The sequence below is a fragment of the Pseudomonas sp. BYT-1 genome (assembly GCF_023611805.1).
Lineage (GTDB): Bacteria > Pseudomonadota > Gammaproteobacteria > Pseudomonadales > Pseudomonadaceae > Aquipseudomonas > Aquipseudomonas guariconensis.
Genome location: NZ_CP072559.1, coordinates 3691709 through 3713021, shown reverse-complemented (window position 1 = coordinate 3713021; position 21313 = coordinate 3691709). Strand labels below are relative to the sequence as shown.

Here is a 21313-nt window from a genome sequence, read left to right as displayed (position 1 = left end):
ACACCACACTCACAACCCCTACGAGCTAGAGCCAGGAGACACACCATGCGTTACGCACATCCGGGTACCGAAGGCGCGAAAATTTCCTTCAAGAGCCGCTACGGCAACTACATCGGCGGTGAGTTCGTTCCTCCGGTCAAGGGTGAATACTTCACCAACACCTCTCCGGTGAACGGCCAGCCGATCGCCGAATTCCCACGCTCTACTGCCGAAGACATCGACAAAGCCCTGGATGCCGCCCACGCCGCCGCCGACGCCTGGGGCCGCACCTCGGTGCAAGAGCGCTCCAATGTGCTGCTCAAGATCGCCGACCGCATCGAGCAGAACCTGGAGATCCTGGCCATCACCGAAACCTGGGACAACGGCAAGCCGATCCGCGAAACCCTCAACGCCGACATCCCGCTGGCGGTCGATCACTTCCGCTACTTCGCCGGCTGCATCCGCGCCCAGGAAGGCGGCGCCGCCGAAATCAACGAAAACACCGTGGCCTATCACATCCACGAGCCGCTGGGCGTGGTCGGGCAGATCATCCCATGGAACTTCCCGCTGCTGATGGCCGCCTGGAAGCTCGCGCCGGCGCTGGCCGCCGGTAACTGCGTGGTGCTCAAGCCCGCCGAGCAGACCCCGCTGGGCATTGCCGTGCTGATGGAACTGATCGGCGACCTGCTGCCCAAGGGCGTGCTCAACGTGGTGCAAGGCTTCGGCCGCGAGGCCGGTGAAGCCCTGGCCACCAGCAAGCGCATCGCCAAGATCGCCTTCACCGGCTCCACCCCGGTCGGCTCGCACATCATGAAATGCGCCGCCGAGAACATCATCCCGTCCACCGTGGAGCTGGGCGGCAAGTCGCCGAACGTCTATTTCGAGGACATCATGCAGGCCGAGCCTGCCTTCATCGACAAGGCCGCCGAAGGCATGGTGCTGGCGTTCTTCAACCAGGGCGAGGTGTGCACCTGCCCATCGCGCGCCCTGGTGCAGGAGTCGATCTACCCGCAGTTCATGGAAGTGGTGATGAAAAAGGTCCTGCAGATCAAGCGCGGCGACCCGCTGGACACCGACACCATGGTCGGCGCCCAGGCCTCCCAGCAGCAGTTCGAGAAGATCCTCTCGTACCTGGACATCGCCCAGAAGGAAGGCGCCGAGCTGCTGACCGGCGGCAAGGTGGAGAAACTCGAAGGCAGCCTGGCCACCGGCTATTACATCCAGCCGACCCTGCTCAAGGGCAACAACCAGATGCGCGTGTTCCAGGAAGAGATCTTCGGCCCGGTGGTCAGCGTCACCACCTTCAAGGACGAAGCCGAAGCCCTGGCGATCGCCAACGACACCGAGTTCGGCCTCGGCGCCGGCGTATGGACCCGCGACATCAACCGCGCCTACCGCATGGGCCGCGGCATCAAGGCCGGTCGCGTATGGACCAACTGCTACCACCTGTACCCGGCTCACGCTGCGTTCGGGGGCTACAAGAAGTCCGGTGTCGGCCGTGAAACCCACAAGATGATGCTCGACCACTACCAGCAGACCAAGAACCTGCTGGTGAGCTACGACATCAATCCGCTGGGCTTCTTCTAAATCGCGTTGCCTTTTTCGCGGGTGAACCTGCTTCTGCAGTGCTTGTGCTGTGGGGCTGGGTTTACCCGCGAAAAAGTTATCACCGCCTTAACGATTTCTCGTGGAGTCTTGATGAAAATCCGGTACAAGGTCAGCCTCGCCGCTGCCTGTGTGTTGTTGATCACCACCAGCCTGTTGTCCTTGGCCCAGGTCAGCCAGGTGCGCACGGTGCTGCGCACGCAAGCGGGAGAAAGCATCCTCGAATCAAGCACGGCCGTTGCAAGGCAGATCGAGAACTGGCTCAACGGCAAGCTGCACCTGATGGATTTGACGGTCCAATCCATCGCCAGCCCCGTCAGCCAGCAAACCGTCCAGCGCATCACCGATTCACCTTTGTTGAAGCAGGAGTTCGCACTGGTGTTCGGTGCCCTGCAGGTCGATGGCAAACCCATTGGCGACCTGGATACCTGGAAACCCAAGCCAGGTTATGACGGTCGCACGCGTCCTTGGTATGCGACCGGGGAGGGGAGCAGCCAGGCAGTGCTGACCGAGCCCTATCAGGATTCCTCAACGGGGAAAGTGTTGATCTCGGCTGTCAGCAGAATCACAGACGATGGGCGGTTTGCCGGTGTGCTGGGCGGCGATATCCATCTCGACACCGTCACCGAGGCCATCAATACCCTGGACTTCAGCGGCGCGGGCTATGCCTTCTTGCTGAACCAGAACGGCAACATCATTTCCCACCCCGATGCCCAGCTCAACGGCAAGCCCTACAGCGCGTTGTTCGGCGGCGCACAGCCGCCTTTGGAAAGCCAGCTTCAGTCGATCGAGGTGGATGGCAAGTCCTTGCTGGTGTCGTTCATTCCGTTGTCCAACCTCCAAGGCATGCACTGGTACATCGGCGTGGTACTGGATGAAGGCATCGTCATGGCCGCCAGTCATCAACTGACCTGGCGAGCGGCAGTCGGCACCGGATTGGGTGTGCTTCTGAGCCTGCTGGTGCTGGGCCTGTTAGTGCGGCGCTTGTTGTTACCCTTGGATCGGCTCAAGGCCTCGCTCGCCGACATGAACCGTGGTAACGGCGACCTGACGCGTCAACTACCGGTGTCCGGCAACGATGAAGTGGCGCTGGTGTCGGTGGAGTTCAATCAATTCCTGGGCAACCTCAAGACGTTGATCGGCGATGTGCAGCAGACCTCGCAACAGGTGCGCGAGAGCACCTCGGCTACTTCCCACGAGGCAAACCAGGCGGCCAGCCGCGTGCAATTGCAGTTGCAGGAGCTCGATCAACTCGCCGCCGCCATGAACGAAATGGCCTCCACCGCCGAGGACGTGGCGCGCAATGCCCAGGCCGCTGCCCAAGCCGCGGTGGCCGCACACGATCAGACTGAGAGCGGCGTGGCGCTGGTGTTGCGCTCGACCGGGGCCATCAACGGCCTGGCCGAGGAAATGAACACCACCGGGCAGGCCATCAACGAGTTGTCCACCCTAAGCCACAGCATCGAGTCGATCCTCTCGGTCATCACCAGCATTGCCGACCAGACCAACCTGCTCGCACTCAACGCCGCGATCGAGGCCGCGCGTGCCGGGGAGTCCGGGCGCGGATTCGCCGTGGTGGCCGATGAGGTGCGTTCGCTGGCTTCGCGCACCCAGCAATCGACCCAGGAGATCCGCCTGATGATCGACCAGTTGCAAGCGGGTGTGCGCCAGGCCCAGATGCGCATGCAGCAAAGTCGTGATGCCGCCAGCAAGACTGCCGAGGATGCCAATGCGGCCAATGAGACCCTCGGCCGCATTCGCGAGGCGATCTACCGCATCAACGACATGAACCTGCAGATCGCCGCCGCTGCCGAGCAGCAGAGCGCCACCAGCGAAGAGATCAACCGCAACACCACCAACATTCGCGACATCGGCCTGGAAGTGTCCGGCGGTGCGCGGCAGCAAGTCAGCCAGTGCTCGGTGATGGTCGACCATGTAAGTCAACAGGACCGCCTGCTCAGCCGCTTCCGGATATGAGCGGCCTGACAACTCTCTGCATCGTGTAAGGAGCACGGTGCGACCGTCTTCAACTGGCAGGGACTGCGAAGCAGCCCCACAGGGCTCACGCCTTACGCTCGAGTTGTCGCTCTATCATGTATTTGACCGCCAGGCGCCTTTCCTTGAGGCGCCGCAGGTCGTCGTCATCGGCAATGCCTGCCGAGATCGATTCGGCCGCCAAAACCTGATTGTCGATATCCACATATTCATCCAGCAGCCGGTCCAGCTCTTTGTCCTGTTGGCGCCGCTGCTGGACGATTTCGCGGGGATAGTGCAGGTCCTGGTACAGGTCGTGGGAAACTGGCATGGGGCCCTCCTTGTAATGCGCAGGTTTTCTTACCTGATTGGAAGGGGCGAACACGCGGTTGTTAAAGCGAGGCGCAAAAAATACGACGGATGGCCAGGGCAGGAATCAGCGGGGAAGACTAACTTGCTGTTTTAAGGCAATTTTTTTCATTCCGGGGGTTCCCAGGTGAATCGAGTGTTGGTATAGTGCCGGCCATTCCAGCACAGCGGCTCAACGTCGTTGTCAGCGAACCGTCAGAACGACAGTGCTCATGCACTCGTCGCATCCGATACAGGGGCGTCGCCAAGCGGTAAGGCAGCAGGTTTTGATCCTGCCATGCGTTGGTTCGAATCCAGCCGCCCCTGCCATTTCTTCACATCTCTTCTCGATATTCCTCTTTGCCTTGGCGCACTGTCTTCTAGTGTCTTTCGCTCGTATAGCGATTGAGGCTCGTGGCGCTTATCCGGCTGCCATCGCGGAACAAGCACAAGGCTGCTCCCTGTAGGAGCGGGCTCGTCCCGCGATAGGGCCAGAATGCTTCAGCGCAATTCCTTGACCATCTTCTCCAAGGTTTCCAACACGGCGCCAGCCAGCGCTTTGGATCGCTCGCCCGACCAGCCGGTAATGGCGTTGGGCGCATCGTCGTGATCCTTGAACGGCATCTCCAGCGTCAGTGAAAGGCAATCATAGGCTTGGCCGACGGCGTTGCAGGCCAGTGTCATGTTGGCCTGACCGGGCTCGTCGCGGGTATAGCCGTGCACGGCCTGGAAGTCCCGTGTGATGCTGCACAGTGTGGAGCGGAACTGCTCCTCTAGCTTCGCCAGGCGGGGCGTGTAGCCCGGGTTGCCTTCGCAGGCGGCGGTGAAGACATGTGGGATTTCCTCGTCGCCATGCACATCGATGAACGCATCCACCCCGTGCTGTTTCATCTGGCTCTGGGCGAAGAAGACCTCGGGGCTGAGCTCGACGCTGGCGTCCTGCCAGGCGCGGTTGAGGTCCTTGCCCTTGAAATTGGTGCGCAGATGTCCGAGGAAGGCGCCATCAGGGTTCATGTTCGGGATCAGGTACAGGTCGGCGGCCGCGAGCAGTGACTGGACGGTGCTGTCGTTGGCTTGCAGACGGTCTATGACGCCCTCCATGAACCATTCCGCCATGTGCTCGCCAGGGTGCTGCTGAGCGATCAGCCACAGCTTGCGCTTGCCTGGTGCGCCGTCGCCTGCGCGCAACAGCGGGATATCGCGGCCTTGTACGCTACGACCGCAGGCCAGCAGCTCGACGGCCGGCAGTTGCTTGGCTCGTTCGATCAGTTGGTTGTGGCGGGCGCGGGGGTAGGGTTCGAAATAGGCGAACCAGGCCTGCGGAGCCTTGGCTTGAAGTTCGAACACCAGGGCTTGGCCGTCGAACTGGCTGGGGATGCGAAACCAGTGCTGTTGATCATAGGATGCCACGGCCTGATAGCCGTGCCAGGCCTTGTTGTAGGAGGACTGGCTGGCGTTATCGAGGCTGAAGCGGTGGGTCTGGCCCGGGGTCAGGCCGCTGGCCTTGAAGTGGAACCACTGGAAATGGCCACTGTTGGTATCGGGGCGGATGGCCAAGCGCACGCGGCTAGGGTCGCGGGTGTCCAGTACCTGGATATTGCCGGAATCGAAATCGCAGTCGATCTGCAGGGGGGACAGCGTCACGGTCATTGCCAGACTCCTGTGGCTTTGTTGTGGCGTTACTGTACACCGCTTGGCCAGAAGGCTGGGCGACTAAATCCTGTAGGAAAGAACTGCTTGCCCAATGGCCTGGGATTCAGGTCAAGAAGCCGAGCAAGGCCAAGGCTGCCACACCCAACCCGACCACGATCGTACAACCGCCCAGCGACAGTGCTGCCCGGCCATGGCGGTACCAGCCGTCATGGCCCAATTGGCGCGCAGGGGCGAGCAGGCTGCGCCATCGCAGTTCGGTCTCGTGAAAAGCCTGCAGGTGTTCCGGGGCGGCGTCGAGCCAGCGGCGAAAGTCGATGCGTTCGCAGGCGGTGGCCTCGGGGTTCTGCAAGTGGATGTACCATTGCCCCGCAGTGCGAGCGAGGGCGTCGCCTGGAGTGCAGGTGGTTTGCAAGGCCTGATTCAGGTGGCGCTCGATGGCCAATAGCGGGAGGTCGAGACGCTGGGCGATGTTCGCAAGGTCCAGCTGGTCGAGGCGGTTGAGCAGAAAGACCTGTTGCACGCGCCGTGGCAAGCGCTGCAGGCCATGGAGCAGGGCGTCGCCGGTTGGCGTCTGCAAGGCGGTGTCATGTTCCAGAGGCAGCAATAGACGGTTCATGGACAGCTCCATGCTCAAAATGGAGTAGGGGGCATCTTCCGTGATGCGCGAATAGATTAATCTTAACGATATTGATTCTCAAGTGCTGATTCCGTAAAACGCTGCAACACCCGTTCACGATTTGACATACCTTTGCTATCCTCGCGGCCATCAAGCGGTACCGATCTTCATTATCCTGAAGAGCCAAAAAAAATGACCCGGCAAAAAGCCGGGTCAAAAACCGTGATTAGCCTGATGAGGAGATAATCTGAGAGTCCGACCTAAGGGCTTCCAGGTTATCCAGCAGGCCTTGCGACCAGCTGAGTGCAATAATAATCGTTATCATTTGCCAGTCAAATGAATTTTCCCCTTCCTGGTAAAAAAATATTACCGGGCGGCTCCCTGATAGCCGGAATACGGGTTCTTCACCGCTCGTCGGCCATCACGTCTTGCTCATCTCTCGGTCTTTCCTGACGCTTGCTCGTGCTCCAGCAACGCCCTGGCCATGTTCATCATGTGCATCAATGCGAACATCACCTCCCGGGTCATGCCCTGGGGCTGGTGAGTGGCTGTTTCGTGCGCGGTGGCCGCCGCGCAGCGCAACAGCGCCAGGGCATGATCGCGGGCCTGTGCGGCGCTTACGCCTTCATGTAGCGTCCAGATCTTGTTGTCCAGATTGGGGCGGGGCGGCGTGGGATTAAGGTAGTAGTCCAGGGCGCGGCGGGCTGCTTCGCTGTCGAGATCTGTTTCGTCGTTTTTCGATGGTTTCATCCTGATACCTGTTGATATTCACTTGGGAGTGGTGAATACGCAGCATAGGTCAGTGTGTATTATTTATCTCATTGAAGATAATTCAGGATGTGTATTGATGCGGCAGATGCAGTCCGTATTGTTCTCCGCCATGGAAAACTGGAACGAATTTCTTGCGCGCTACAAGCGTGAACACAAGCTCAACCAGCTCAAACTCGCTGAACGTCTGGGCATGACCCAGGGCGGCGTAGGCCATTGGTTGCGCGGTACCCGAAAACCCACGCTGGCGACCATCAACGAAAAATTGGAAAAACTCGGGCTGGTGTATCTGCAAGCCCAAGTCATGGTGGTGGAGCGCAACCTGTTGCGTGAAGCACCTGGGGTCTACGCGCCAGGGCGGCCAATATCGGGCGAAGCGTTGCGCTATGCCAGTTTTCGGCTTCCGGTACTGGCCTGGAGCGATCTACAGGGCAAATTGCCCGAAACCGCCGAAGTGCACGAGCAGAGTGACTACATGCCAGCCGGTAATGCATTCTGGCTGCCGGTTGAAAACGATTCGATGAATGCCGCAAGCGGTATGAGTGTGCCCCAGGGAATGCTCATCCTCGTGGATACGGGGCTTGAGGTGGCGCCTGGAAAGCTGGTGATCGCTCGTCAGCCGGGCAAGGCCGCGGTGTTGAGGCAATTGATCGAAGAAGGCGGAGAGCGGATGCTCAGGCCGCTCAATACCCGGTATCCCACAGTGCTGTGCGAAGAGGGCTGCGAGTTTCTCGGCGTCGTGGTTCGCGTGCACGGCAAGTTCTGATCGGCAGGGGCCGCTGCGCAATTCATCGCGCAGCGGCCCCTTTGTGTTTACTCAGCCAATTCCACCAGCACCGCCCCTTCGCTGACCATGTCACCCTCCTGACAAAACAGCGCCTTGACCGTGCCGTCATGCGGTGCGCGGATGCTGTGTTCCATCTTCATCGCTTCGAGCACCATCAGCGCGGTGCCAGTCTCCACGGCCTGGCCCGGCTCCACCAGCACACGTACGATACTGCCGTTCATGGGGGCGCTCAGGCCGCCTTGATGGCTATGGCTGGCTTCGGCCTCGGCGATCGGGTCGAAGGCGTTGACCCTATGCATTTCGCCACTCCATTGCAGATACAGCGCGTCACCTCGGCGTATGGCCAGGTAGCGGCGACGCAGGCCGTCCTGCTCATGGCACAGTTGCTCGCCCTGAAGTTGCCAGGCGGACGGAGCGCTGGATTCCAGCGCCACGGCCTGGTCCTGTCCGCCACTGCTCAGATGCAGGCTGCTACGCGCCGGCAGGCCCAGGCGCAGGCCGTCATGCCGGGCCCAGGGCGAGCCGGGATCGTCCTGACGCTGGTGCGTGGGACTGCCCTGCAACCAGGCCTCGGCGGCGGCTTGCCAGAACGCCGCAGGCAAGGCAGCGGGGGCCGGCAACAGCTCGGCCTGGTGGCGTGGAATGAAGCCCGTGTCCAGTTCGGCCGCGGCGAAGGACGGGTGCGCCAGGATGCGGCGAAGGAAGGCAATATTGGTCTTCAATCCGCCAATGGCGAACTCGTCGAGCATGGCCAGCAGGCGCAGACGGGCCTGTTCGCGGTCTTCGCCCCAGGCGATCAGCTTGCCCAGCATGGGGTCGTAGAACGGCGAGACGGCATCCCCCTCGCTCACGCCGCTGTCCACTCGGCGGCCTTCGCCTGGGGCCGATTCGCGGTACAGCGCAAGGGTGCCGGTGGCCGGCAGGAACTCGTTGGCGGGGTCTTCGGCATACAGCCGCACCTCGATGGCATGACCGATCAGTGGCACCTGAGCCTGGGTGATCGGCAGAGGTTCGCCACAGGCCACGCGGATCTGCCAGGCCACCAAGTCCAGGCCGGTGATGGCTTCGGTGACCGGGTGCTCGACTTGCAGGCGGGTGTTCATCTCCATGAAGAAGAACTCGCCACGGGCATCGAGCAGGAATTCCACGGTACCGGCACCGACATAGCCGATGGCCTGAGCGGCGCGCACCGCCGCCTCGCCCATGGCCCGACGCAGCTCAGGCGACAGGCCTGGGGCGGGGGCTTCTTCGACCACTTTCTGATGACGGCGCTGGATCGAGCAGTCGCGCTCGTTGAGGTACAGGCAATTGCCGTGCTGGTCGGCGAACACCTGGATTTCCACATGACGCGGCTTGAGCACGTACTTTTCCACCAGCATGCGTGCATCGCCGAACGACGATTGCGCCTCGCGCTGCGCCGAGGCCAGGGCGTCGGCCAGTTGGCTTTCTTCCTCGACCACTTTCATGCCTTTGCCGCCACCGCCGGCACTGGCCTTGAGCAGTACCGGATAGCCGATGCGCTCGGCGGCGGCGCGGAAGGTTTCCAGATCTTGTGCATCGCCGTGGTAACCCGGCACGAGCGGGACGCCGGCGCTTTCCATCAGCGCCTTGGCCGCCGACTTGCTGCCCATGGCATCGATAGCGCTGGCCGGTGGGCCGAGGAAGATCAGGCCGGCCTGTTCGACGGCGCGGGCGAAGCCTGCGTTCTCCGAGAGGAAGCCATAGCCCGGGTGGATGGCCTGGGCGCCGCTGGCCTTGGCGGCGGCGATGAGTTTGTCGATCACCAGGTAGCTTTCGGCAGCCTTGGTGCCGCCCAGGTCGATGCGGATATCTGCCTCGCGACTGTGGCGGGCATCGCGGTCGGTGGCGCTGTGCACGGCGACCGTGGTCAGGCCCATGGCTTTGGCGGTGCGCATGATCCGGCAGGCGATCTCGCCGCGGTTGGCGACCAGCAGGGTGGTCAGGGTGGGACGGCTCATGGGCGCGGTTCCTTCTCGTTGGCTTGCCAGGCGGGGCGGCGTTTTTCCAGGAAGGCGCGCAGGCCCTCCTGGCCTTCCGGGCTGACGCGGATGCGGGCGATGGTGTTTTCGCAGTAGCGGCGCAGGGCCGGGCTCAGCTCGCCGTCGTCGACTTCGCGCAGCAGATCCTTGGTGGCGCGCAGGGCCTGGGGGCTGTTGAGCAGCAGGTTGTCGACCCAGGCCTCGACCTGAGCGTCCAGCTCGTTGGCCGGGTAGACCTCGGCCAGCAAACCCAGCTCACGGGCGCGCACGCCGCTGAAGCGCTCGGCGGTCAGGGCATAGCGGCGGGCGGCGCGCTCGCCGATGGCCTTGACCACGAACGGGCTGATCACCGCTGGCGCGAGGCCGATGCGCACTTCCGAGAGGCACAGTTGTGCGTCCTCGGCGCCGATGGCCATGTCGCAGCAACTGATCAGGCCCAGGGCACCACCGAAAGCTGCGCCTTGCACCACCGCCAGGGTTGGAGCCTTGAGCCGGTGCAGGGCGTACATCAACTCGCCCAGCTCACGGGCGTCGTCCAGATTGGTGTTGAAGTCCAGCTGTGCCGATTGTTGCATCCAGGCCAGATCGGCACCTGCGCTGAAATGCCGGCCGCGGCCGCGCAGCAGCACAAAGCGCAGGCTGGCGTCCTCGGCGAGCTGGTCCAGGGCGACGATCAGTTCGCGGATCATCTGCGCGTTGAAGGCATTGTTCTTGTCTTCGCGGCTCAGCCACAAGGTGGCGAAGCCGCGAGGGTCCTTGATGACTTCCAGGGTGCTGAAATCGTTCATGGTCACATCCGGAAAATGCCGAAGCGGCTCTGTTCGATCGGGGCGTTCAGCGCGGCGGACAACGCCAGGCCGAGCACATCGCGGGTCTGCGCCGGGTCGATGACGCCGTCGTCCCATAGCCGTGCGCTGGAGTAGTAGGGGTGGCCCTGGCGTTCGTACTGGTCGAGGATCGGCTGTTTGAGCTTGGCCTCTTCCTCGGCGCTGAAAGCCGTACCGGCGCGTTCGCTCTGTTCGCGCTTGACCTGGGCCAGTACGCCAGCAGCTTGCTCGGCCCCCATCACGCCGATGCGTGCGTTGGGCCACATCCACAAGAAGCGCGGGTCGTAGGCGCGACCGCACATGCCGTAGTTGCCGGCACCGAAGCTGCCGCCAATGATCACGGTGAACTTCGGCACTTGGGCACAGGCCACCGCGGTCACCAGCTTGGCGCCATGCTTGGCGATGCCGCCTTCTTCATACTTCTTGCCGACCATGAAGCCTGTGATGTTCTGCAGGAACAGCAGCGGGATGCCGCGTTGGCAGGCCAGCTCGATGAAGTGCGCACCTTTTTGCGCGGCCTCGGCAAAGAGGATGCCGTTGTTGGCCAGGATCGCCATCGGGTAGCCATGCAGGTGGGCGAAGCCGCACACAAGTGTGGTACCGAACAAGGCCTTGAACTCATCGAACACCGAACCATCGACCAGACGTGCGATAACTTCGCGCACGTCGAATGGTTGCTTGGCATCGGAGGGGACCACCCCGTACAGCTCCTGGGCGTCGTACAGCGGGGCGATCGGTGCCTGGCGCTGCACGTGGCCGAGCTTGCGCCAGTTGAGATTGGCCACGCTGCGCCGGGCCAAGGCCAGGGCATGTTCATCGTTGTCGGCGTAGTGGTCGGCCACGCCGCTGGTGCGGCAATGCACGTCGGCGCCTCCCAGGTCTTCGGCGCTGACCACCTCACCGGTGGCAGCCTTCACCAAAGGGGGGCCTGCGAGGAAGATCGTCGCCTGCTGGCGCACCATGATCGCTTCGTCGGCCATGGCCGGTACATAGGCGCCGCCTGCGGTGCACGAGCCCATGACCACGGCGATCTGCGGGATACCTTGCGCGCTCATGTTGGCCTGGTTGAAGAAAATCCGCCCGAAGTGCTCGCGGTCCGGGAAGACCTCGTCCTGGCGGGGCAGGTTGGCGCCGCCGGAGTCCACCAGGTAGATGCAGGGCAGGCGGTTCTGCAATGCGATGGTCTGGGCGCGCAGGTGTTTTTTCACCGTCAGCGGGTAATAGGAGCCGCCTTTGACCGTGGCGTCGTTGGCTACGATCATGCACTCGACCCCTTCGATACGACCGATGCCGGCGATCACGCCCGCGGCGGGTACGTCTTCGCCGTAGACCTCATGGGCGGCCAACTGGCCGATCTCGAGGAAGGGCGAGCCTGGGTCGAGCAGGCGATCGATGCGCTCGCGTGGCAACAGTTTGCCTCGCGAAGTATGCCGCTCCTGGGCCTTGGGGCCGCCGCCTTGGTTGACCTGGGCGAGCAGGGTGCGCAGAGCCTGGACCTGGGCCGCCATGGCGCTCCAGTTCTGCGCGAACTCTGGTGATTTAACGTTCAACTGTGACTTCAGGATCATCATGACTCCTCGCGCAGAATCAAGCCTCAAGCTTCAAGCTGCAAGAATGTTCAGTGTTGTGACTGCAAGCGCGCATCGCTGTTTGTCTTGCTGCTTGAAGCTGCTTCAGCGGGTTTCGTTGAACAGTTCGCGACCGATGAGCATCCGGCGGATCTCGCTGGTGCCAGCACCGATTTCGTACAGCTTGGCGTCGCGCAGCAGTCGACCTGCCGGGAATTCATTGATATAGCCATTGCCACCGAGGATCTGGATCGCCTCCAGGGCCATCTGAGTCGCGCGTTCGGCGGTATAGAGGATCACCCCGGCGGCATCCTTGCGGGTGGTCTCGCCGCGGTCGCAGGCCTGGGCCACGGCATACAGGTAGGCGCGGCTGGCGTTGAGCTGGGTGTACATGTCGGCGATCTTGCCCTGGATCAGCTGGAACTCGCCGATGCTTTGGCCGAACTGCTTGCGGTCATGGATATAGGGCACCACCAGGTCCATGCAGGCTTGCATGATGCCGGTCGGGCCGCCGGAGAGGACTACGCGCTCGTAGTCCAGGCCGCTCATCAGCACACGCACGCCGCCGTTGAGCTGGCCGAGGATGTTTTCCTCCGGGACTTCCACACCATCGAAGAACAGCTCGCAGGTATTGGAGCCGCGCATGCCGAGCTTGTCGAACTTGTTGCTGCGCGAGAAGCCTTTCCAGTCGCGCTCGACGATGAACGCGGTGATGCCATGGGGGCCCTTGTCCAGGTCGGTCTTGGCGTAGATCACATAGGTGTTGGCGTCAGGGCCGTTGGTGATCCAGGTCTTGCTGCCATTGAGTACGTAGTGATCGCCGCGCTTCTCGGCGCGCAGCTTCATCGATACCACATCGGAGCCGGCGTTGGGCTCGCTCATGGCCAGGGCGCCGATGTGCTCGCCGCTGATCAGCTTAGGCAGGTACTTGAGCTTTTGCTCATGGGTGCCGTTGCGGTTGATCTGGTTGACGCACAGGTTGGAGTGGGCGCCATAGGACAGGGCCACCGAGGCCGAGCCGCGGCTGATTTCTTCCATCGACACCACGTGGGCCAGATAACCCAGGCCGGCGCCGCCGTATTCCTCTGGCACGGTGATGCCCAGCAGGCCCATGTCGCCGAACTTGCGCCACATGTCGGCGGGGAACAGGTTGTCCTGGTCGATCTGAGCCGCGCGGGGGGCCAGTTCGGCGGCAACGAAGGTGCGCACCTGGTCGCGGAGCATGTCGATGGTTTCGCCCAGGGCGAAGTTCAGGGTGGGGTAATGCATGCGGAGGGCACCTTCTTGTTATTGACGTTGGGTTACACCGTAGCTCAAGGGCTATCCACCGCTCCCACGGGATGGGTGTCACGCCGACAAGCCGGTTGTCATTTTTCACCTTTACGTTAACGTAAACCTGCCGACTGAGGGTGTCAATCAGCTCGTGACCTTTACGTTAACGTAAATCTGCGCCAGAGTAGCGTCGCTTGCTTCAGTCATGCCCAGAACAAACACAAGAAGGGACATCCATGAGTCAACCAAGCTACACCCGCGGTCGCCAGGACCGCCCGTTGTTGACCCTGACCATCGGCCAGGCCTTCGATGCGACTGTGGCTCGCTATCCCGACGGCGAAGCCCTGGTCGTTCGCCACCAAGGACAGCGCTACAGCTGGCGGCAGCTGGCCGAGACTGTCGATGAGCACGCCCGGGCACTGATGGCGTTGGGTGTGCAGGTCGGCGACCGGGTCGGGATCTGGGCGCCCAACTGTGCCCAGTGGTGCATCCTGCAACTGGCCAGCGCCAAAGTCGGCGCGATCCTGGTCAACATCAACCCGGCCTACCGGGTCGGTGAACTGGAATACGTACTGCGCCAGTCAGGCTGCAGCTGGCTGGTGTGCGCCGACGCCTTCAAGACCTCTGACTACCACGCCATGCTGCTGGACCTGGCCCCAGAACTGCGCACCGACGCGCCCGGCCAACTGGCCAGCGAGCGGCTGCCGGCGCTGCGCGGGGTGATTAGCCTGGCCGTCAACCCGCCGTCCGGTTTCCTGCCTTGGACTCGGCTGATCGAGCGGGCAGGGCAAACCGACCTTGCGGCCTTCGACGCCCGCCAGCGCAGCCTGCAATTCGACCAGCCGGTAAACATCCAGTACACCTCCGGCACCACCGGCGCGCCCAAAGGCGCCACGCTCAGCCACTACAACATCCTCAACAACGGCTACATGGTTGGTGAAAGCCTGGGCCTGACGGCACAGGACCGCATGGTCATCCCGGTGCCGTTGTACCACTGCTTCGGCATGGTCATGGCCAATCTGGGCTGCGTTACCCATGGCAGCACCATGATCTATCCCAACGATGCCTTCGACCCGGGCCTGACCCTGCACGCCGTGGCCGAGGAGCGCGCCAGCATTCTCTACGGCGTGCCGACCATGTTCATCGCCATGCTTGACCACCCCGGTCGCGCCGAGCTGGACCTCTCCAGCCTGCGCAGCGGCATCATGGCCGGGGCCACCTGCCCGATCGAGGTAATGCGCCGGGTGATCGGGCAGATGCACATGGCCCAAGTGCAGATCGCCTACGGCATGACCGAGACCAGCCCGGTGTCGTTGCAGACCGGTCCTGACGACGAGCTGGAGCTGCGCGTGACCACGGTCGGGCGTACCCAGCCACAACTGGAAAGCAAGCTGGTGGATGAGCACGGCAACATCGTCCCGCGTGGCGAAATCGGCGAGCTGTGCACTCGCGGCTACAGCGTGATGCTCGGCTACTGGAACAACCCGCAAGCCACCCAGGATGCCATCGACCCGGCTGGCTGGATGCATTCGGGTGATCTGGCGGTAATGGATGAGCAGGGCTATGTGCGCATCGTCGGGCGCAACAAAGACATGATTATCCGCGGAGGCGAGAACATCTACCCGCGCGAGCTGGAGGAGTTCTTCTATACCCACCCGGCGGTCGCCGATGCCCAGGTGATCGGCATTCCCTGCAGCCGCTATGGCGAGGAGGTAGTGGCCTGGATCAAGCTGCACCCCGGGCACAGCGCCACGGCCGAGGAGCTACAGGGTTGGTGCAAGGCGCGTATCGCGCATTTCAAGGTGCCGCGTCATTATCGCTTCGTCGAGGAATTCCCGATGACGGTGACCGGGAAGGTGCAGAAGTTCCGCATGCGCGAGATCAGCATCGCCGAGATCAATCTCTGAACAGTCCTCGGTATCACCTGGTTGCGGGGGAGTCATGGTCTTGCTGCGGTGACCTTCGCGTGTAAACCCGCTCCCACAAAAAACGCGCTTGCGAAGACACAAGCGGGCTTACCTGCGAAAGGGGCGGCAGTTTCGCTGCCGCTCCCACTGTCCATCCCGTGCTTGTCACGGTCCTTGTCTATCCTTTGCCTTTCACCGGTGGCTCCTCGCTCGGCGGATCCCCCACGGTCGGCGGCACGGTCGGCTTGATCGGCAGCTCGTCCGGCTCCTCCTCTGGCACGCCCGGCGGCAGGGTAGGGTCGTCGATGTTCGGGTCGGGCGTCTCCGGTGGAATGGGAATGTTCATGGCCAGGCCTCCCTTGGGATTCAAGCGTCTTTGCAGGCTTTGACTTGGCCCTGCACCGTTCGCTCATTTTTTTTGAACCCCAGGCAGCGCCCACGGCTCTGAACCCTTACCGCCACCGCAAAAGGGAGCAAGGTTCGATGTCAGGAAATGAGCCGTTCGACAGCGTGCCCATGGCCAATGATCACCCGGACCAGGCCATCAGCCTGTCCCAGGCGTTGCTGGCGCCGCGGATCGTGGTCGAAGATACGCAACCGGTGCTCGATGCTGGCACCTTCGCCACCAAGGCGGTACGTGGCCAGCGCGTGGCGGTGAGCAGCAAAGTCTACAGCGACGGCCATGACCGCTTGGCGGTGGTCCTGCACTGGCGCCAGGCCCATAGCCGCCGCTGGCATACCGTGCCCATGCACTCGCCTGGCAACGACCTGTGGCTGGCCGAGTTCACGCCGCTCGAACTGGGCCTTCACCTGTTCAGCATCGAGGCCTGGATCGACCCCTTCGCCACCTACTGCCACGACCTCGAGAAGAAGTACCACGCCGGTGTCGACGTCACGCTCGAGCTGGAGGAGGGCAGGCTGCTGCTGGGCAAGGGCGCCGAGCGCAGCAACGGCCAACTGCGTGGGCAACTCGAGCAGCTCCAGCAACGCCTGCCGACGCTCGCCACCGATGATCAGGTGGCACTGTTGCTCGAGCCGGGCACCGCGGCGCTCATGGTCGATGCCGAGCACCGCAGTTACCTCACCCGCAGCGCAGAGTTCCCGGTGGATGTGGACCGCGAGCAGGCGCTGTTCGCCAGTTGGTACGAACTCTTTCCGCGTTCGATCACCGACAGCGCCGAGCGTCACGGCACCTTCAACGACGTGCACCAGCGCCTGCCGATGATCCGCGACATGGGCTTCGACGTGCTGTACTTTCCGCCGATCCACCCCATCGGCACCAAGCACCGCAAAGGCCGCAACAATGCCCTGCAGGCCGAGCCGGGAGATCCGGGCAGTCCCTATGCCATCGGTAGCCCCGAAGGTGGCCACGATGCCATCCATCCGCAGTTGGGCACCCGCGAGGATTTTCGCCGCCTGGTCGCCGCCGCCGCAGAACATGGGCTGGAAATCGCTTTGGATTTCGCCATCCAGTGCTCCCAGGATCACCCCTGGCTGACCGAGCATCCCGGCTGGTTCAGCTGGCGCCCGGACGGCACCATCCGCTACGCCGAGAACCCACCGAAAAAGTACCAGGACATCGTCAACGTCGACTTCTATGCCGCCGAGGCCGTGCCCTCCCTGTGGTTGGCCCTGCGTGACGTGGTGATCGGCTGGGTCGAGGAGGGCGTGCGCACCTTCCGTGTCGACAACCCGCACACCAAGCCGTTGCCGTTCTGGCAATGGCTGATCGCCAATGTTCGCAGCCGCTACCCCGATGTGATCTTTCTCGCCGAGGCCTTCACCCGCCCGGCGATGATGGCCCGCCTGGGCAAGGTCGGCTATGCCCAGAGCTACACCTATTTCACCTGGCGCAACACCAAGCAGGAGCTGCGCGAATACTTCCTCGAACTCAACCAGCCGCCCTGGTGCCACTGCTACCGGCCGAACTTCTTCGTCAACACGCCGGACATCAACCCCTATTTCCTGCAGACCTCCGGACGCGCGGGGTTCTTGATTCGCGCTGCCCTGGCGACCATGGGGTCCGGGCTGTGGGGCATGTATTCGGGTTTCGAGTTGTGCGAGGGCACGCCGCTGCCGGGCAAAGAGGAATACCTGGATTCGGAGAAGTACGAAATCCGCCCGCGGGACTTCACCCAACCCGGCAACATCATCGCCGAGATCGCCCAGCTCAACCGTATCCGCCGGCAGAACCGCGCCCTGCAGACCCACCTGGGCGTCGCATTCTTCAACTGCTGGAACGACAACATCCTGTATTTCGCCAAACGCACGCCGGAACGGGACAACTACATCCTGGTGGCGATTAGCCTCGATCCGCACAACGCTCAAGAGGCGCACTTCGAACTGCCGCTGTGGGAGCTGGGCCTGGACGACAACGCCGACACCCTCGGCGAAGACCTGATGAATGGCCACCGTTGGACCTGGCACGGCAAGACCCAGTGGATGCGCATCGAACCCTGGCACCTGCCGTTCGGCATCTGGCGAATCGAAAAAGCCCGTTAGAACGGCGTCCCCTGTGGGAGCGGGTTTACCCGCGAATGCGTCAGTGGGGTAAACCCCTCCCACAGGTCTTAGCGCTACCGGACAACACCGTTGCACGCTGAAATCGAATTGAAAGGAGTCGCCCATGGCCAAGCGTTCCCGCCCACAAGCCTTCATCGACGACCCGCTGTGGTACAAGGACGCAGTGATCTATCAGCTGCACATCAAGTCCTTCTTCGACTCGAACAATGACGGCATCGGTGATTTCGCCGGGCTGATCGGCAAGCTCGACTACATCGCCGAGCTGGGCGTCAACACACTGTGGCTGCTGCCGTTCTACCCCTCGCCACGGCGCGATGACGGCTACGACATCGCCGAGTACAAGGCCGTGCACAGCGACTACGGCACTCTGGCCGATGCCCGGCGCTTCATCGCCGAGGCTCACAAACGCGGCCTGCGGGTGATCACCGAGCTGGTCATCAACCACACCAGCGACCAGCACCCTTGGTTCCAGCGCGCCCGCCACGCCAAACCTGGGAGCAAGGCGCGGGACTTCTACGTGTGGTCGGACACCGACCAGAAATACGACGGTACGCGGATCATCTTCCTGGACACCGAAAAGTCCAACTGGACGTGGGATCCGGTCGCCGGCCAGTACTTCTGGCACCGTTTCTATTCGCACCAGCCGGACCTGAACTTCGACAACCCGCAAGTGATGAAGGCCGTGATCGGCGTCATGCGCTTTTGGCTCGATCTTGGCGTCGACGGCCTGCGCCTGGATGCGATCCCCTACCTGATCGAGCGCGACGGCACCAACAACGAGAACCTCCCCGAAACCCACGCGGTACTCAAGGCGATCCGTGCCGAGATCGACGCCAACTACCCCGACCGCATGCTCCTGGCCGAGGCCAACCAATGGCCCGAGGACACCCGCCCCTATTTCGGCGAGGGCGATGGCGACGAATGCCACATGGCGTTCCACTTCCCGCTGATGCCGCGCATGTACATGGCCCTGGCCATGGAAGACCGCTTCCCGATCACCGACATCCTGCGCCAGACCCCGGAAATCCCCGCCAACTGCCAATGGGCGATCTTCCTGCGCAACCACGATGAACTCACCCTGGAAATGGTCACCGACCGCGAACGTGACTACCTGTGGAACTACTATGCCGAGGACCGCCGCGCCCGCATCAACCTTGGCATCCGCCGTCGCCTGGCGCCGCTGCTGCAGCGTGACCGTCGGCGTATCGAACTGCTCACCAGTCTGTTGCTGTCGATGCCTGGCACTCCGACCCTGTACTACGGCGATGAATTGGGCATGGGCGACAACATCTACCTGGGCGACCGCGATGGCGTGCGCACGCCCATGCAGTGGTCGCCGGACCGCAACGGCGGGTTCTCCCGCGCCGACCCGCAGCGCCTGGTGCTACCGCCGATCATGGACCCGCTCTATGGCTACCAGACCGTCAACGTCGAGGCCCAGTCCCACGATCCGCATTCGCTGCTCAACTGGAACCGCCGCCTGCTCGCCGTGCGCAAGCAGCAAAAAGCCTTTGGCCGTGGCACCCTGAAAATGCTCACCCCCAGCAATCGACGCATCCTCGCCTATTTGCGCGAGTACACCGATGGTGAGGGCAACACCGAGATCGTTCTGTGCGTGGCCAACGTTTCGCGTGCGGCCCAGGCTGCCGAGCTGGAGCTGTCGGCCTACGCCGACAAAGTACCGGTGGAGATGCTCGGCGGTAGTGCCTTCCCGCCCATCGGCCAGTTGCCGTTCCTGCTCACCCTGCCGCCCTATGGTTTCTACTGGTTCCTGCTGGCTTCGCGTGATCGCATGCCCAGCTGGCACATCGAGCCGAGCGAAGGTTTGCCGGAGCTGACCACCCTCGTGCTGCGCAAGCGCATGGAGGAACTGCTCGACGCACCCTCGAGCGAGACCCTGGAAACCACCATCTTGCCCCAGTACCTGCCCAAGCGGCGCTGGTTCGCCGGCAAGCAGGGGCCGATCGATCAGGTGCGCCTGAACTATGGCGTACGTCTGGCCACCGCCACCACGCCGGTGCTGCTCAGTGAGCTGCAGGTGCACAGCGAGGGTGTGGTGCAGCATTACCAGCTGCCGTTCGGCCTGCTGCCCGAAGAGCAGATCAACAGCGCCTTGCCCCAGCAGCTGGCGCTTTCGCGGGTGCGCCGTGGCCGCCAGGTGGGGCTGATCACCGACGCCTTCGTGCTCGAACCGTTCATTCGCGCCGTGCTCAGCAACTGCCAGGCCCGCACGCGTCTGCCGTGTGGTACGGGCGAACTGCGTTTCGACTGCACCGAACAACTGGCCAGCCTTGCGCTCAATGAAGAAAGCGAAGTGCGTTACCTGAGCGCCGAGCAGTCCAACAGCTCGGTGGTGGTGGGCGGCAGCCTGGTGCTCAAGCTGATCCGCCGGGTCAATCCAGGCATTCATCCGGAGCTCGAGATGAGCGCGTATTTGACGGCCGCCGGCTTTGCCAACATTTCGCCGTTGCTCGGCTGGGTCAGCCGGGTCGATGATCAAGGCACGCCGCATCTGCTGATGATTGCCCAAGGCTATCTGAACAACCAGGGCGACGCCTGGGATTGGACCCAGAACACCCTGGAGCGCGCCGTGCGCGACGAGATGGAGCCGGCCAGCGTCGAGCCCGAGGCGCACACCGACGCCTTGGTGGAACTCACAGGCTTTGCCGCGTTGCTGGGCCAGCGACTGGGCGAGATGCACCTGTTGCTGGCCGCACCCAGTGATGACGAGGCTTTCGCGCCGCGCCCCAGCGCCACCGAGGACAGCACCCGCTGGAGCACGCAAGTCAGCGCGCAACTGGACCACGCCCTGGACCTGTTGGCCCGGCACCGCGACAGCCTGGACCCTGACAGCCAGGCCCTGGTCGACGACCTGGCGCAACAACGCGAGGGCTTGGCCCAGCACATCGACACCCTGGCCCGCCAGGCCCAAGGCGGTCTGCTGATGCGCGTGCACGGCGACCTGCATCTGGGCCAGGTCTTGGTGGTGCAGGGCGATGCGTACCTGATCGATTTCGAAGGCGAGCCTGCCCGGCCGCTGGAGGAGCGACGGGCCAAGCACAGCCCGTACAAGGATGTCAGCGGCGTGTTGCGCTCCTTCGACTATGCTGCAGCGATGATCTTGCGCAGCGCCTCGGCGGTAGACCTCTCCGACGCTGCACGCCAGGCTCGGCAGCGAGTTGCCCGGCAGTACCTGCATCAGTCGCGTCATGCCTTCGTCGAAGCCTATGGCCTGGCCACCGCCGCCATGCCCCACGCCTGGGAGCAGGCCGAGGGCGAGCGCGCCGCACTGGAGCTGTTCTGCCTGGAAAAAGCCGCCTACGAAATCATCTACGAAGCCGAGAACCGGCCAGGCTGGTTGGCTGTGCCCTTGCATGGACTGCATGGGCTGATCAGTACGTGGGGGGAGGGCTAGGCCTCATGACAGGCGATAGGCCTCCTCTGTGGGAGCGGGTTATTTACTTCAAACAACAACGGATAGGGGCA

General features: G+C 62.9%; 14 protein-coding genes, 1 tRNA gene and 2 pseudogenes. 8 read left to right on the top strand and 9 right to left on the bottom strand.

Annotated elements, in window-relative coordinates; translation table 11 throughout:
- Positions 1-45: 45 nt before the first annotated feature.
- The 3 genes and pseudogenes from exaC to J5X93_RS28595 all read left to right on the top strand — a co-directional run.
- Positions 46-1566 carry an acetaldehyde dehydrogenase ExaC gene (gene exaC, locus J5X93_RS17285; RefSeq protein WP_102082827.1) on the top strand — a complete coding sequence of 507 codons (1521 nt, stop codon included), beginning with the start codon at positions 46-48 and terminating at the stop codon, positions 1564-1566.
- Between the two features lie 111 nt (positions 1567-1677).
- Positions 1678-2703 (top strand): annotated as a pseudogene (locus J5X93_RS28600) (HAMP domain-containing protein); the annotation flags it as partial.
- A 339-nt stretch (positions 2704-3042) separates the two neighbouring features.
- Positions 3043-3561 (top strand): annotated as a pseudogene (locus J5X93_RS28595) (methyl-accepting chemotaxis protein); the annotation flags it as partial.
- A gap of 85 nt (positions 3562-3646) precedes the next feature.
- On the opposite strand, the gene J5X93_RS17275 reads toward J5X93_RS28595, so the two are convergent.
- The gene (locus tag J5X93_RS17275; protein WP_043212077.1) at positions 3647-3889 is read right to left on the bottom strand and encodes a DUF465 domain-containing protein; all 243 of its coding nucleotides are present in this window, start codon (positions 3887-3889) and stop codon (positions 3647-3649) included.
- A 272-nt stretch (positions 3890-4161) separates the two neighbouring features.
- Here J5X93_RS17275 and J5X93_RS17270 point away from each other — a divergent pair.
- Positions 4162-4236, top strand: a tRNA-Gln gene (locus tag J5X93_RS17270).
- A gap of 171 nt (positions 4237-4407) precedes the next feature.
- Here J5X93_RS17270 and J5X93_RS17265 read toward each other — a convergent pair.
- From J5X93_RS17265 to J5X93_RS17255, 3 genes are all read right to left on the bottom strand, one after another.
- Positions 4408-5556, bottom strand: coding sequence for a M14 family metallopeptidase (locus J5X93_RS17265; RefSeq protein WP_102082447.1), 1149 nt, complete (start codon positions 5554-5556; stop codon positions 4408-4410).
- Positions 5557-5662: 106 nt separating this feature from the next.
- Positions 5663-6175: a DUF4880 domain-containing protein gene (locus tag J5X93_RS17260; RefSeq protein ID WP_182942693.1), complete on the bottom strand. Its 513-nt coding sequence runs from the start codon at positions 6173-6175 to the stop codon at positions 5663-5665.
- A gap of 432 nt (positions 6176-6607) precedes the next feature.
- Positions 6608-6925 (bottom strand): hypothetical protein, encoded by a 318-nt coding sequence (locus J5X93_RS17255; protein ID WP_043212074.1) that lies wholly within the window; start codon positions 6923-6925, stop codon positions 6608-6610.
- Positions 6926-7055: 130 nt separating this feature from the next.
- Here J5X93_RS17255 and J5X93_RS17250 point away from each other — a divergent pair, with 130 nt between their 5' ends.
- Complete coding sequence (locus J5X93_RS17250) at positions 7056-7709, top strand: LexA family protein (protein WP_182943294.1); 654 nt, start codon at positions 7056-7058, stop codon at positions 7707-7709.
- 47 nt (positions 7710-7756) lie between these two features.
- On the opposite strand, the gene J5X93_RS17245 is transcribed toward J5X93_RS17250, so the two are convergent.
- The 4 genes from J5X93_RS17245 to J5X93_RS17230 all read right to left on the bottom strand — a co-directional run bounded on the left by J5X93_RS17245 (position 7757) and on the right by J5X93_RS17230 (position 13394).
- The gene (locus J5X93_RS17245) at positions 7757-9709 is read right to left on the bottom strand and encodes an acetyl/propionyl/methylcrotonyl-CoA carboxylase subunit alpha (RefSeq protein WP_182942695.1); all 1953 of its coding nucleotides are present in this window, start codon (positions 9707-9709) and stop codon (positions 7757-7759) included.
- Positions 9706-10518: a gamma-carboxygeranoyl-CoA hydratase gene (locus J5X93_RS17240; RefSeq protein ID WP_043212070.1), complete on the bottom strand. Its 813-nt coding sequence runs from the start codon at positions 10516-10518 to the stop codon at positions 9706-9708. Before J5X93_RS17240 ends, J5X93_RS17245 begins: the two co-directional genes overlap by 4 nt.
- Positions 10519-10520: 2 nt before the next feature.
- The gene (locus J5X93_RS17235) at positions 10521-12128 is read right to left on the bottom strand and encodes a carboxyl transferase domain-containing protein (protein WP_102082444.1); all 1608 of its coding nucleotides are present in this window, start codon (positions 12126-12128) and stop codon (positions 10521-10523) included.
- 102 nt (positions 12129-12230) lie between these two features.
- Entirely contained in the window at positions 12231-13394 is a 1164-nt protein-coding gene (locus tag J5X93_RS17230; protein ID WP_102082443.1) for an isovaleryl-CoA dehydrogenase, read from the bottom strand.
- A gap of 239 nt (positions 13395-13633) precedes the next feature.
- Here J5X93_RS17230 and J5X93_RS17225 point away from each other — a divergent pair, with 239 nt between their 5' ends.
- The gene (locus tag J5X93_RS17225; protein ID WP_182942697.1) at positions 13634-15304 is read left to right on the top strand and encodes an AMP-binding protein; all 1671 of its coding nucleotides are present in this window, start codon (positions 13634-13636) and stop codon (positions 15302-15304) included.
- Between the two features lie 178 nt (positions 15305-15482).
- Here J5X93_RS17225 and J5X93_RS17220 read toward each other — a convergent pair whose 3' ends face one another.
- Positions 15483-15650 (bottom strand): hypothetical protein, encoded by a 168-nt coding sequence (locus J5X93_RS17220; RefSeq protein ID WP_167358084.1) that lies wholly within the window; start codon positions 15648-15650, stop codon positions 15483-15485.
- Positions 15651-15787: 137 nt separating this feature from the next.
- On the opposite strand from J5X93_RS17220, the gene J5X93_RS17215 reads away from it, so the two are divergent.
- Positions 15788-17806 (top strand): alpha-1,4-glucan--maltose-1-phosphate maltosyltransferase, encoded by a 2019-nt coding sequence (locus J5X93_RS17215; protein WP_182942699.1) that lies wholly within the window; start codon positions 15788-15790, stop codon positions 17804-17806.
- 124 nt (positions 17807-17930) lie between these two features.
- The gene (treS, locus tag J5X93_RS17210; protein WP_090344426.1) at positions 17931-21242 is read left to right on the top strand and encodes a maltose alpha-D-glucosyltransferase; all 3312 of its coding nucleotides are present in this window, start codon (positions 17931-17933) and stop codon (positions 21240-21242) included.
- The last annotated feature ends 71 nt before the right edge of the window (positions 21243-21313 follow it).